The sequence below is a fragment of the Gluconacetobacter asukensis genome (genome assembly GCF_014174375.1).
GTDB classification, from domain to species: domain Bacteria; phylum Pseudomonadota; class Alphaproteobacteria; order Acetobacterales; family Acetobacteraceae; genus Gluconacetobacter; species Gluconacetobacter asukensis.
Genome location: NZ_JABEQE010000027.1, coordinates 1 through 12712 on the forward strand (window position 1 = coordinate 1; position 12712 = coordinate 12712).

The 12712-nt window shown below is 59.1% G+C and carries 11 protein-coding genes; 8 read left to right on the forward strand and 3 right to left on the reverse strand.

Annotation, left to right across the window (positions count from 1 at the left end; translation table 11 throughout):
• Positions 1 to 106 precede the first annotated feature (106 nt).
• A complete protein-coding gene (locus tag HLH35_RS18425; protein ID WP_182980539.1) occupies positions 107 to 454 on the reverse strand; it encodes a hypothetical protein in 348 nt (115 codons plus the stop codon).
• Between the two features lie 384 nt (positions 455 to 838).
• Between HLH35_RS18425 and HLH35_RS18430 the strand changes: the two genes are divergently transcribed.
• From HLH35_RS18430 to HLH35_RS18450, 5 genes are all read left to right on the forward strand, one after another.
• Complete coding sequence (locus HLH35_RS18430; RefSeq protein ID WP_182980540.1) at positions 839 to 1840, forward strand: toll/interleukin-1 receptor domain-containing protein; 1002 nt, start codon at positions 839 to 841, stop codon at positions 1838 to 1840.
• An 876-nt stretch (positions 1841 to 2716) separates the two neighbouring features.
• Positions 2717 to 3574, forward strand: coding sequence for a shikimate dehydrogenase (gene aroE / locus HLH35_RS18435; protein WP_182980541.1), 858 nt, complete (start codon positions 2717 to 2719; stop codon positions 3572 to 3574).
• A gap of 196 nt (positions 3575 to 3770) precedes the next feature.
• Positions 3771 to 4364 (forward strand): DedA family protein, encoded by a 594-nt coding sequence (locus HLH35_RS18440; RefSeq protein WP_338029395.1) that lies wholly within the window; start codon positions 3771 to 3773, stop codon positions 4362 to 4364.
• 378 nt (positions 4365 to 4742) lie between these two features.
• Positions 4743 to 5033, forward strand: coding sequence for a glycerol dehydrogenase (locus HLH35_RS18445; protein ID WP_338029397.1), 291 nt, complete (start codon positions 4743 to 4745; stop codon positions 5031 to 5033).
• Positions 5034 to 5077: 44 nt separating this feature from the next.
• Positions 5078 to 7135 carry a pyrroloquinoline quinone-dependent dehydrogenase gene (locus tag HLH35_RS18450; protein WP_408870142.1) on the forward strand — a complete coding sequence of 686 codons (2058 nt, stop codon included), beginning with the start codon at positions 5078 to 5080 and terminating at the stop codon, positions 7133 to 7135.
• 333 nt (positions 7136 to 7468) lie between these two features.
• On the opposite strand, the gene HLH35_RS18455 is transcribed toward HLH35_RS18450, so the two are convergent.
• Positions 7469 to 7759 carry a hypothetical protein gene (locus tag HLH35_RS18455; protein ID WP_182980564.1) on the reverse strand — a complete coding sequence of 97 codons (291 nt, stop codon included), beginning with the start codon at positions 7757 to 7759 and terminating at the stop codon, positions 7469 to 7471.
• On the opposite strand from HLH35_RS18455, the gene HLH35_RS18460 reads away from it, so the two are divergent.
• Positions 7692 to 8075: a glycerol dehydrogenase gene (locus HLH35_RS18460; RefSeq protein ID WP_182980543.1), complete on the forward strand. Its 384-nt coding sequence runs from the start codon at positions 7692 to 7694 to the stop codon at positions 8073 to 8075. The two genes, HLH35_RS18455 and HLH35_RS18460, sit on opposite strands and share 68 nt — an antisense overlap.
• A complete protein-coding gene (locus HLH35_RS18465; RefSeq protein ID WP_182980544.1) occupies positions 8075 to 10270 on the forward strand; it encodes a pyrroloquinoline quinone-dependent dehydrogenase in 2196 nt (731 codons plus the stop codon). Before HLH35_RS18460 ends, HLH35_RS18465 begins: the two co-directional genes overlap by 1 nt.
• A gap of 106 nt (positions 10271 to 10376) precedes the next feature.
• Here the strand turns inward: HLH35_RS18465 and HLH35_RS18470 are convergent, their stop codons facing one another.
• Positions 10377 to 11732, reverse strand: a complete 1356-nt coding sequence (locus HLH35_RS18470) for an amino acid permease (RefSeq protein ID WP_338029396.1) — start codon at positions 11730 to 11732, stop codon at positions 10377 to 10379.
• Positions 11733 to 12121: 389 nt separating this feature from the next.
• Here HLH35_RS18470 and HLH35_RS18475 point away from each other — a divergent pair, with 389 nt between their 5' ends.
• Complete coding sequence (locus HLH35_RS18475; RefSeq protein ID WP_182968543.1) at positions 12122 to 12694, forward strand: cupin domain-containing protein; 573 nt, start codon at positions 12122 to 12124, stop codon at positions 12692 to 12694.
• The last annotated feature ends 18 nt before the right edge of the window (positions 12695 to 12712 follow it).

The following is a 12712-nucleotide window of genomic DNA, read 5'->3' on the forward strand; positions in this document are numbered from 1 at the left end:
TTAATCGCTTCTCAAATCCAGCCATCCGGCCACGGCTCGCTCGGGTCCACATCCCCAGCTTGAATCACGCCCAAGCCACCGCATCAACACATTCTCAAACGGTCTCTTAGAAATGGCCCCTCTTGATATCCGTAGCGACCTTGCTCAGCAGGCTGCTTGTCTTACGTGAAAGAGATGCAGGGATTTCCACACCTGAAGCAGTCAGCTTCTGCATCATATCCAACAGGCCATTGACCTGAGTGGCGTCCACAGGCTTCTGTTCTTTCACAGCCACCGAGCGTCCCCCGCTCCTGTCATTCTTGGCCTTCTCAAGGATAGCCAGTTCTACCCATTCACCCACGTTAATCCCGGCCTTCCTGGCCTGAACTGATGCAAACGATTTTGCATTGGGTGAAATGCCACGGATTGACCAAGGAATTTTGTTCTGAGTATGCACGCTGTTCTTATCTGTCATACATTCCTCCCATTATATAATATCCCACAATAGGAAACCACTCTTTTTTTGCCATACATCGGTCAATACAGCGTATGACTTCGTATTACTCTTTCCTTACATGCCTGAATCGGGGAACAGGTTTTCTGACAGGCGCTTGGGGCTCAGCATCAATGTTTTCGTTATTCACGGCGTGGCGTGCCATGAACTCCTAAACCGTCCCTTAATCCCCGCATCGGAATGATATAAATGCATAGCCGATATGCTAATGGGACATATTTCCAAATCAGATGATTTTGGGGCAACAAAAACTTAATCAACTAAGGAAAATTGATAGAATACATTTACTTGTGTTGCCTTCAAGGAGAAGACAATTATAGTGGCCTGACGGTTTATGAGGTAGGCATGAAAAATTTACCCGAAAATAAGTGGGATGTTTTTATTTCGCACGCTTCTGAAGACAAGAAGGAGTTCGCAGCCACTTTAGCTGATACTCTAAATCGATTTGGTATTAAGGTATGGTATGATGAATATGAACTGAAATTGGGAGACAGTTTAAGCAGGAGTATAGACGCAGGACTAGCAAAATCCGACTACGGATTAGTTGTGCTTTCAAAAGCTTTTTTTGCAAAACGCTGGCCTGAAAGAGAGTTAAGTGGCCTAGTGAGTCGTGAAATGGTTGGGAAGAAGGTCATTCTTCCGATCTGGCGAGGTGTAAGCTTCGAAGAAGTTGTGAAATACAGTCCACCGTTAGCGGATAAATATGCAATTAACTCCGATTCAATCTCGATAAATCAATTGGCAGTGAAAATTATCGAAATTATACGGCCCGAACTGTTTCAAAAAATACAGAGACGAAAATCTTATTTTTCGCAATTAAATAATTCTAAAATTATAAAAGTAAAAATTAGTAAAATACGAGAATCTCCCATCAGGCACCAACATCTATCAGAAGAAATTATTAGCCGAATTCGCTTGATAAGAGCCAGTCTTTTAGGTGTCTATACCCTCTCAATGAACTCTTGCTTGGATGGTTTCATGCGAGATTCACACCCTTCTCAAGAAGTCGCTTATTGGGAACGCGTGTCATCTGTCTACCTAGAGTATACTAGCATGACGTCCGAGATAAAGACACTTGACCAGCATAAAGCCGTATTCCGTTACATTAGCACTCTTTGGTTGAACGACGCTGACACAGAAGAAGAACATCGACGTCTCATTCCAGAGAACGCCCCTGAGGTCATAAATAGTCTGTATAATAGTCGACTTCCTTCATACGATATAAAAGATGAGGATATCAAATTAGATGAAGCCAATACATCAGAAGAAAACGACGCAGACGAAGAATTGTTTCCGAATGACTTGCCAAACGATATAATAAAAGATATAATGAAATACGATTATTGAACATATAGCATCGCTATCAGCCACTGGCTGTAAGTCGCAACTTCTAAATCGTCCCAATAAACAATGTTACCCATAGACCTGTTCAAGCCTCCGCGATTAAGAAAATTATCATGCCAGACCTCATGGAGCTTCCCTTCAATAGCCTTGACGATTTTGCCACAACCTATTACACAGGCTCTTACACAATCATTCAGAATCTTGTGCGAAAACAACAGGTTATGGAATTCACGATTCATAACGGTGGTTTGGAGTCCCGCAGCTCGCACCATCAGGACCGATATCGGGGGCGCGACCCGCATGGCGCCGAGTCCGGTCGTGACCGTCCTGGTCCATGGCTGGGCATCCGATCGGATTGATTCAGCTGAGGGGAGGAGGGTCGCCCGTCCTTTCATGGACCCGACGCCACATGGCGCAAAGGCGACCCGGTCCTCATCAATCCTGAAATGGTTGACGGTCTGGCGAAGGGATGTCGCATCTCGAGCAGGATTGTGCATGGCCGCGTTTCTGGGCCCTGAGATCCATCTGGTTCATGGTTGAAATGCTTTCGTTGAATCTGCTGGATTAATCACGGGGCGAATTCGAAACTTTATTGATAGAGAAAGAATGTTCCTTCGGGTGATTTGTCGTGATTCCCGATACGGCGTTCGGTGTCATGCACAGATTTCACGCCGCTCCTGTCCTTACTTCTGTGGCATTTGAAATTTTGGCAAGCGGCCATACGGTATTTCGTAAAGGCGTGATTGATGCGCAATTGATTGAGTGTGGTGGCATCGGGTCATGGCTTTAACTTTGTGTCATTTCTCAACCTTGGACATCCCAGGGCCGCTTATGCATAGCTACGCAACTTGATCGCAACGCCTGTTTCCGGAGCGTCGAATGAGTGACAAAAGCTTCCTGAGTATCCTGACCGGATCTTTCTCCACGCCTTGCGCCGACAACCCGACGGTTGCCATGATCGAGGCCGCCTATCGCCATCATGACATCGACGCGCGCTACATCAATTGCGATGTGAAGCCCGACAATCTCGCCGATGCCGTTCGGGGCGCGAAGGCGATGGAATGGGTCGGGTTCAATTGCTCGCTGCCGCATAAGGTTGCGGTCATCCAGCATCTGGATGCGCTGTCCGAGGCGGCGAAGATTATCGGTGCGGTCAATTGCGTGACCATCCGCGACGGCCGGCTGACCGGTGACAATACGGACGGCAAGGGCTTCCTGGCCTCGCTGAAGGACGTGACCGATCCGCGCGGCAAGAAGGTCCTGCTGCTGGGTGCTGGGGGCGCTGCCCGCGCGATTGCCGTGGAGCTGGGCCTTGCCGGCACCGCGCATATCACGGTCGTCAACCGCGACCCCGCGAAAGCCGAAATCATCGCGGCGCTGGTGCGCGACAATACCAGAAGCGACGCGGCCGCCATGCCGTGGGACGGCGCGGTAAGCATCCCCGAGGATGTCGATATCCTGATCAATGCCACCTCCATCGGGTTGGGCGACAAGGATGCGCTGCCGCCGATTGCGCTGGACAGCCTGAAGAAAGGGCACATCGTCGCCGACGTGATCCCGAATCCGCCCAGGACGCACCTGCTGCGCGAGGCGAAGGCGCGTGGCTGCACGCCGCTCGACGGTCTTGGCATGCTCGTCAACCAGGGTGTGATCGGCGTGGAATTGTGGCTGGGTAAAACGCTTGATGCCAGCGTCATGAAACGCGCGCTGCAGGATATTTTCGGTTCCGCCGACTGATGTGAACGAGGGCAGCGGCTGATCGCGAAGGGCCATCGGCTGCGCGCCGACCGTTGGGGAAGGGCTGTCATGCGCTAATTTCTCTTTCCCCGGGGGGCATTTTGCCCCCATCAAACGGGCTGGTCGATCAGCGCAAGGAAAGCCTCCCCTGCTTCAGCATCTGGACAGCCTGCTGCACCATTATGGTTACGGTATCGTGACCCTGGCCGTTCTGCTGGAGAGCATGGGCATTCCCATCCCGGCTGAAACCTGCATCATTACGGCATCGCTCTATTGCCTCAAGACGCATCATCTGGCCATTCAGGGCGTTGCGCTGGCCGCCATTGCCGGCGCCGTCATCGGTGACAATTTCGGCTACATGATCGGACGGCATTTCGGCCTTCCGCTGCTCGAGAAACATGGTGCCCGCATCGGCCTGACGCCCGAACGGCTGATTCTCGGGCGTTATCTGTTCAGCCATCATGGCAGTACCATCGTCTTTCTGGGGCGCTTTGTCTCGCTGCTGCGTGTCTGTGTGGCGCTGCTGGCCGGGGCATGCAACATGCGCTGGCGCCGCTTCATGCTCTTCAATACCCTGGGGGGCACGTGCTGGGCGGGCGGCTATGCCCTGGGCACCTATATTCTCGGGCGCAAGATCTCGCAGCTGTCCGGTCCGACGGGCATGGCGATCGGAATCGTGACGATCATCGGCTTGTTCCTCTCGGGCCTCTTCCTGAGGAAGAATGAAAAGCGATTGACGCAGTTGGCGCTGAAGGAAGACGCCGCGCTTTCCGCGCGTCCGGGAGTATAATTGAACGCCCGGTTCGGTGTTTGGTTTGATCTTGATGAAATCGAAAGTTTTTCGTTATTTTTTCGTTTTTCGAAAATATGGCAATGGAGGAAACAAACAGGATTCTCCGTGATCGTGAACGTCTGTCGGTCATTGGGAATTTTTAAGAATTGCCTCAAATATCGAGACGAATGAACGTGTTAGAGCGTGCTGAGTCTTGAAGAACTCATTACGATTAGTCGCTCTCCAGAGAACCTGATGCGCCACACAATGTTGGGGGTGGTGTTTCTTCTGGAGCGTGATCGGATGGCAGGTTTATACAGGCCCCGAAGGGCCTCGGAATGGGCAACGTGCGCGGTTGCGGTACTGCTCATTGTTCTTGGACTTCCCCTGGTGATCATGGGGACCGAGCTGGCCCTGCTTGGTGGGTCGCTTTACTATATCCTGGCAGGAACAGCCATTATTGCAGGTGGTATCCTGATGCTGAGAGGTTCGGTTGCCGGGGCCCTGCTGTATCTGCTGGCGTGGCTGCTGACCTGGCCCTGGGCCTTGTGGGAAGTCGGGTTTGACGGCTGGGGGCTTCTGCCGCGCCTGCTGGGACCGACACTGATTGCCGTTCTCGTCGTGCTGACCATTCCGGTTCTGCGCCACCTTCAGAAAATAGCCATGGCAGAGAAGGATATTGCGTGATGGCGACGGTCAATCCCGCCGCTGCCACGGCATTGTGCGGATTCATGCTTCTGTCCGCAGCGGCAGGCATGGTACCGGCTCGGGCCCAAAGCACCTACAAGGTGGCGCCGCCCGGCGTCAATGCCGCGAATATTCCCGGTGAGCCGCGGGTCGGGCCCGGGGAGGTGACAGCTGCCGTCGAGCAGATCGGCAGCCATCCGGCGCATGATGACTGGCCGGCCTATGGGCGGGATACCGCCGCCACGCGCTTTTCCCCGCTGGAGCAGATCACGCCCCAGAACGCAGGGCAGCTCACGCGCGCATTCGTCTATCATACCGGCAGCAAGCCGGCGCCGGGCCAGGCGAACAAATGGGCCGCCGAGACCACGCCCATCAAGGTGGGCGACGGGCTGTATATGTGTACGGCCATGAATGACATAGTAAAGCTGGAGCCGGCAACCGGCAAGGAGGTCTGGCGGCATAATGTCGGCGTGAAATATGCCAGTATTCCCTATGCGGCGGCCTGCAAGGGGGTGGTGTATTACACCTCCTCGACCGTGCCGGAGGGGCAGTTGTGCCACAACCGGATCCTCGAAGGCATGCTGGACATGCGGCTGATCGAGATTGATGCCGATACCGGCAAATCGTGCGAAGGCTTCGGCGATCACGGACAGATCAGCCTGATGAAGGGCATGGGGGAGGCGGCTCCGGGCTTCGTTTCCATGACGGCGCCGCCGCCGATCGTGAACGGCGCGATCGTGGTGAACCACCAGGTGCTGAACGGCCAGCGCCGCTGGGCGCCCTCGGGCGTGATCCGTGGCTATGATGCCGAAACGGGAAAATTCCTGTGGGCATGGGACGTCAACCGCCCGGGCGACCACAGTGAACCCGCGGAAGGCCAGCATTACAGCCGCGGCACACCCAATTCCTGGGCCCCCATGACGGGTGACGATGCGCTGGGGCTTGTCTACGTCCCCATGGGCAATTCGGCGGTCAATTATTACTCTGGCATGCGCTCGCCGGAGGAGAATAGGGTTTCGTCCGCGATCGTGGCGCTGGATGTGAAGACCGGTTCGCCGCGCTGGATGTTCCAGACCGTCCATAAGGATGTCTGGGATTACGATGTCGGCTCGCAGCCGACCATGATCGACTTCCCCGGCCAGGACGGCCCGGTGCCGGCCCTGGTGGTGCCGACCAAGCGCGGCCAGACCTTCGTGCTCGATCGCCGCGACGGCAAGCCGATCCTGCCGGTCGAGGAACGTCCGGTCCCGGTGGAGACTGATGTAAAGGACGATCCGCGTTCGCCCACGCAGCCCTGGTCGGTCGGCATGCCACGCCTGGGCCTGCCGGACCTCAAGGAAAGCGACATGTGGGGCATGTCGCCCATCGACCAGCTTTTCTGCCGCCTGCAATTCCGCCGTGCCAAATATGAGGGCGAATTCACGGCCCCCAGCGTCGACAGGCCGTGGATCGAATTCCCCGGCTATAACGGCGGAAGCGATTGGGGCAGCGTGGCCTATGATGCCAGGAGGGGCGTGCTGGTCGCCAACTGGAACGTGACCCCGGTCTATCAGATCCTGACCCGCAGGAAAGCCGATGGCCTGATGCCGGTCGACGATCCCAGCTTCAAGGCCGGTGGCGGGGCCGAAGGCAAAGGTGCCCTGGCCGACACGCCGTATGGCATCATGGCTTCGCCGTTCTGGAACCGGTACACGCGCTTGCTGTGCAGCAAGCCGCCCTATGGCATGATCACGGCGATCGACATGCACACGCGCAAGGTGCTGTGGCAGCATCCGCTGGGCAGTGCCCGGGCCAACGGCCCGTGGCGCATTCCCACCTATCTGCCGCTGACGATCGGCACGCCCAATAATGGCGGGCCGGTGATTACGGCCGGCGGCGTGGTGTTTGTCGGTGCCACCACCGACAACATGCTGCATGCGTTCGATGCCGCGAACGGCAAGGAATTGTGGAACGACGTGCTGCCGGGCGGTGGCCAGGCCACGCCCATGACGTATGAGTACAAGGGCAAGCAGTATGTCGCCATCATGGCGGGCGGGCATCACTTCATGAGGACGCCGGTGAGCGATGCGCTGGTGGTTTACGCCCTGCCTGACAATAAGTGAGGCTGGAGCCTTTTCAGCGAGCCCTGGTTCGCTGAAAGCGGGGCTCTGCCCCGCACCCCGCCAAAGGCGGCGCCTTTGGAATCCATTCGTTTGGGGTCAAGACGCGTCATCCGGCCATTCGGGGCGTCGCGCTGGCCATCATTGTCGGCGCCGTCATCGGTGTTCTCTGTTTGGCCATCAGGGCCGTGCCATCGTTTTCCCGAGGTGCCTTGTCTCGCTGCCGGACGAGGTATGAATGGGAATCATGGCGATGAACGGCCAATATTTCTAAAAATCCTTTCGGAAAAATCGAAGATTTTCGTCTCCGTTCCGGAATGGCGATGCAGCCGCATATCATCCCAAAAAATACAGAAACCGAGCGATGGAAAGGGATTTTTCAGCTGTGCGCGCTGCGCCTCCCTCAAGCTTTTGCGGAGGCGCATTTCGCCGATGGTGCGCATTGTCCGGATAGGGCGCGCACTTTATATTGAACTGTCTGGTCATAATCAGTTCTTTTTCGGACGAACCTGATGGTCCACAAAACGTTGGAATGATGTTTTGTTCGGAGCATTGATGGATGGCGGGTTTATACAGACCTCGAAAGGCCTCGGAATGGGCGACGTGCGCGGTTGCGGTACTGCTCATTCTTCTTGGGCTTCCCCTGTTGATCATGGGAGCCGAGCTGGCCCTGCTCGGTGGGTCGCTTTACTATGTCGTGGCGGGCGCTGCCATTATCGCCGGCGGTATTCTCATGCTGATGGGCTCGGTTGCCGGGGCCTTTCTGTATCTGCTGGCATGGCTGCTGACCTGGCCGTGGGCCTTGTGGGAGGTCGGGTTTGACGGCTGGGGGCTTCTGCCGCGCCTGCTGGGACCGACGCTGATTGCCGTTCTCGTGGTGCTGACCATTCCCGTTCTGCGCCGTCTTCAGAAAACATCTTTGGCCCAGAAGGGAATTGCGTGATGCCCAGGACGGATCTTTCTGCCGCCACGGCATTGTGCGGCCTCGTGCTTCTGTCCGCGGTGGCAGGCATCGCGCCGGCTCGGGCCCAGAGTGCCTACAAGGAAGCCCCGCCCGGACCGGGGGATGCGGATGCGCCCGGGAAGAAGGCCGATAACAAATTTGCAGGCCCGTCGCCTTTCGCGCCGCAGGCGCCCGGGGTCAATGCCGCGAATATTCCCGATGGACCGCCGGCCGAGCCCGGTGAGGCCACGCCTGCCGTCGAGCAGATCGGCAGCCATCCGGCGCATGATGACTGGCCGGCCTATGGGCGGGATACCGACGCCACGCGCTTTTCCCCGCTGGAGCAGATCACGCCCCAGAATGTCGGGCAGCTCACGCGCGCGTTCGTCTATCATACCGGCAGCAAGCCGGCACCGGGCCAGGTGAACAAATGGGCCGCCGAGACCACCCCCATCAAGGTGGGTGACGGGCTGTATATGTGTACGGCCATGAACGACATCGTGAAGCTGGACCCGGCGACCGGCAAGGAAATCTGGCGGCACGAGGCCGGCGTGAAATATGCCAGCATTCCCTATACGGCCGCCTGCAAGGCAGTGGTGTATTACACCTCCTCGACCGTGCCGGAGGGGGAGCCCTGCCATAATCGAATCCTCGAAGGCACGCTGGACATGCGGCTGATCGAGGTCGATGCCGATACCGGCAAATTGTGCGAAGGCTTCGGCTATCACGGCCAGGTCAACCTGATGAAGGGCATGGGGGAATCCGTTCCGGGGTTCGTGTCCATGACGGCGCCGCCCCCGATCGTGAACGGCGCGATCGTGGTGAATCACGAAGTGCTGGATGGCCAGCGCCGCTGGGCGCCCTCGGGCGTGATCCGTGGCTATGACGCCGAAACGGGAAAATTCCTGTGGGCATGGGACGTCAACCGCCCGGACCAGCATGGCGAGCCCGCGGAAGGCCAGCATTACAGCCGTGGCACGCCCAATTCCTGGGCGACCATGACGGGCGACAATGCGCTGGGGCTTGTCTATGTCCCGACCGGCAATTCGGCGGCCGATTATTATTCCGCCATGCGCTCGCCGGAGGAGAACAAGGTTTCGTCCGCGATCGTGGCGCTGGATGTGAAGACCGGTTCGCCGCGCTGGGTGTTCCAGACCGTGCATAAGGACGTCTGGGATTACGATATCGGTTCGCAGCCGACCATGATCGACTTCCCCGGCCAGGACGGCCCGGTGCCAGCCCTGGTGGTGCCGACCAAGCGCGGCCAGACCTTCGTGCTCGATCGCCGTGACGGCAAGCCGATCCTGCCGGTCGAGGAACGCCCGGCCCCGCTCGCGACCGATGTGCAGGGCGATCCGCGTTCGCCCACGCAGCCCTGGTCGGTCGGCATGCCGCGCCTGGGCCTGCCGGACCTGAAGGAAAGCGACATGTGGGGCATGTCCCCCATCGACCAGCTCTTCTGCCGCCTGAAATTCCGTCGCGCCAAATATGAGGGTGAGTTCACGGCCCCCAGCGTCGAGAAGCCGTGGATCGAATATCCCGGCTATAACGGCGGAAGCGACTGGGGCAGCATGGCGTACGATCCGAAGACGGGCGTGCTGATCGCCAACTGGAACGTGACGCCGATGTATGATCAGCTCGTCACGCGCAAGAAGGCCGATGCGCTGGGCCTGATGCCGATCGACGATCCCAATTTCAAACCCGGCGGTGGCGGGGCGGAAGGCAATGGCGCCATGGCCGACACGCCCTATGGCATCGTGGTTTCGCCGTTCTGGAACCAGTACACGCACATGATGTGCAACAAGCCGCCTTACGGCATGATCACGGCGATCGACATGCACACGCGCAAGGTGCTGTGGCAGCATCCGCTGGGCAGCGCCCGGGCCAACGGCCCCTGGGGCTTTCCCACCTATCTGCCGCTGACGATCGGAACGCCGAACAATGGCGGCCCGGTGGTGACGGCCGGTGGCGTGGTGTTTGTCGGTGCCACCACCGACAACATGCTGCATGCGTTCGATGCCAAGAGCGGCAAGGAACTGTGGAACGACGTGCTGCCGGGTGGCGGGCAGGCGACGCCCATGACGTATGAGTACAAGGGCAAGCAGTATGTTGCCATCATGGCGGGTGGCCATCATTTCATGATGACCCCGGTCAGCGATGCGCTGGTGGTTTACGCCCTGCCCGACGGCAAGTGAGGCTGGAGCCTTCCGGTGGCCAGTTGGTTCACTGGAGGGCTCTTTCGCGGGGCTCTGCCCCGCACCCCGCCAAAGGCGGTGCCTTTGGAATCCATTCGTTTGGGGGTCAAGGGGCCGACTGGCCCCTTGCGGGTTCGGGCAGAGCCCGACCTTTTACCGCCCGCCGGCGCAAGGCGGACACGATCCGTTCCAGCATCAGGATGCCGCCGATCGCGACCACGCCGAGGGCGAGTTCGTGGCGGGCATGCGGATCGACCGCCATGGCGACGAGGACGGCGCCAAGGCCCGCCAGGGTCAGGATCGCGGCCCGGCGCCCGTCACGCACCAGATACAGCCGGGCGAGGACGATCATCATGTTGCCCGCGATGATGAAGACGCCGACGACGCTGATCAGGAATGCGAACACTACCGTTGGTGAAAGGATGGCCGAGGCCGCCACGGCGGCGCTGGCGGCGGCCACGCAGAGAATGGCCCGATGCGGAATGCCGCTTGCGGTGGCGGTGGCTCTGAGCGTGGCGGGCGCGTTTCCGGCGAGGGCGACATCGCGCAGGATGCGGGACGACGCGTAGAGGCCGGAATTCAGCGTGGAGAGAACGGCCGCGAGAATGACGATGGTCATCAGCGTGTCGGCGAAGGGGATGCGCAGCGCATCCAGCACCTGAAGAAAGGGCGAATGGCCGGGGGCGATGTTCTGCCATGGCAGCAGGCAGAGGATGACGGCGATCGAGGACAGGTAGAAGCCCAGCAGGCGGATGGCGATGGTGCGGGCGAGGCGGGCGATGTTCTTCTTCGGCTGGTCGGAATCCAGCGCCGCGATGGTGCCGATCTCGGTGCCGGCCATCGAGAAGACGACGATGGGCACGGCGCTGAGAATGGCCACGCCGCCATGGGGAAACAGGCTGCCGCCGAGGAACGCGGCGTGGGGCACATGGTGGCCCGTGGCCAGCGCGATCGCTCCGATGAGGATGAAGATCACCACGGCGGCGACCTTGGTGAAGGACAGGCAATATTCGGTCTCGCCATATCCGCGTACCGAGGCGAGGTTGAGCGCGGTCATGCTGGCGAGCACCAGCAGTTCCAGCAGCCAGTAGGGCAGCGGCACCAGCGGAGCGAGGAGCGAGGCGGCGGCCATGATTTCCGCCGCCAGCGTGGTGATCCAGACCAGCAGGTAGGTCCAGCCCATGACGAAGCCATAGCGCGGGCCCAGAATATGGCCGACCTGGCTGACGAAGGACCCGCGATGGGGTGTGCGGCCCAGCAGGTCGCACAGGATCAGGTTGACGAAGAAGATCAGGATGCCGGCAAAGGCATAGGACAGCAGCACCGCCGGCCCCGCCATGGCGATGGCGCCCGAGGAACCGATGAAGAAACCCGCCCCCATGACGCCGCCGAGCGAGATCATGGTGATATGGCGAATGCGCAGCGATGCCGCCGGTGTTGAGTCGATGCTGCCTGGCGCCACGTCTTGTCCTTTCCGTTGTCCGGGCGCCGCCCGGCCCGGGTACGGGGCATCCTGCTCAGAAAATGGCCGGACCGGGGGAGGCGACGAAGGGAAAGACTACGCCGAAAAGGGCGTTGGCCAATGTCGTTGTGGCCGCAATGTCGTTGGTGAAATCGCGGCGGGTGATCGTGGGTCTGCAAGCCGGGCGGTCTGACATGGGCGCGCTACTCCGGACGTGATTTCGCAGACCCTTCCATGCTGTGTGCCGGATGGGCATCAGGACGCAAACAATGGCTGGATTGTCCAGATTATTGTAGGATCGATATGATGGGCCGGCAAGAAATTTTTCACGCTCGTGAAAAAACCAGCTATATCGGACGGGCTGACCACCCAGCCAGTGAAGGCGATGCATGGAAAATCCGGATGGTGCCGTGGGGCGGCACCTGCGTCAGCGGCGGAAGGCGCTGGAGCTGTCCCTGCAACGGATTGCGGACCAGGCCGGCATTTCGGTCGGGCATCTGAGCCAGATCGAACGCGGCCTGTCCTCGCCCTCGGTGCGCGACCTGATCCGGATCGCGGAAATCCTCCAGGCCTCGCCAGGAGATTTTCTCGACCAGTCTGGGATGGCGTCGCCGGACCCGATCATGGTCCGCCGTACGCGCCGGCCCCCGGTAATGCTGAAGAACGGAATCACGAAGCGGCTGCTGACGCCGCAGGATGAGGCTCCGTTGAAGATGTTCATGGTAACGCTGGCGCCGGACAGCACGACGGGCGACGATCTGTACACCCACGAGGGCGTCGAAGCAGGGCTGGTGCTGGAAGGCCGGATCACGCTGGTGGTGGAAGATCGGGACATGCTGCTGGAAGCCGGCGACAGTTTTCGCTTTGCCAGTTCCCGGCCGCATCGTTTCATGAACGCGCATGACGGCGAAAGCCGGGTACTGTGGGTCAATTGCGCCATGCCGGCCGGTGGGCCAGCCTGACGGAGATCGGGGAGGGGA

Bases quoted from the DNA above. Each gene is read 5' to 3' on its own strand.
- HLH35_RS18425 (WP_182980539.1), bottom strand. From the start codon at position 454: ATGACAGATAAGAACAGCGTGCATACTCAGAACAAAATTCCTTGGTCA.
- HLH35_RS18450 (WP_408870142.1), top strand. From the start codon at position 5,078: ATGCTTCTGTCCGCAGCGGCAGGCATGGTACCGGCTCGGGCCCAAAGC.
- HLH35_RS18430 (WP_182980540.1), top strand. From the start codon at position 839: ATGAAAAATTTACCCGAAAATAAGTGGGATGTTTTTATTTCGCACGCT.
- HLH35_RS18445 (WP_338029397.1), top strand. From the start codon at position 4,743: ATGGGGACCGAGCTGGCCCTGCTTGGTGGGTCGCTTTACTATATCCTG.
- aroE (WP_182980541.1), top strand. From the start codon at position 2,717: ATGAGTGACAAAAGCTTCCTGAGTATCCTGACCGGATCTTTCTCCACG.
- HLH35_RS18460 (WP_182980543.1), top strand. From the start codon at position 7,692: ATGGCGGGTTTATACAGACCTCGAAAGGCCTCGGAATGGGCGACGTGC.
- HLH35_RS18455 (WP_182980564.1), bottom strand. From the start codon at position 7,759: ATGAGCAGTACCGCAACCGCGCACGTCGCCCATTCCGAGGCCTTTCGA.
- HLH35_RS18475 (WP_182968543.1), top strand. From the start codon at position 12,122: ATGGAAAATCCGGATGGTGCCGTGGGGCGGCACCTGCGTCAGCGGCGG.
- HLH35_RS18465 (WP_182980544.1), top strand. From the start codon at position 8,075: ATGCCCAGGACGGATCTTTCTGCCGCCACGGCATTGTGCGGCCTCGTG.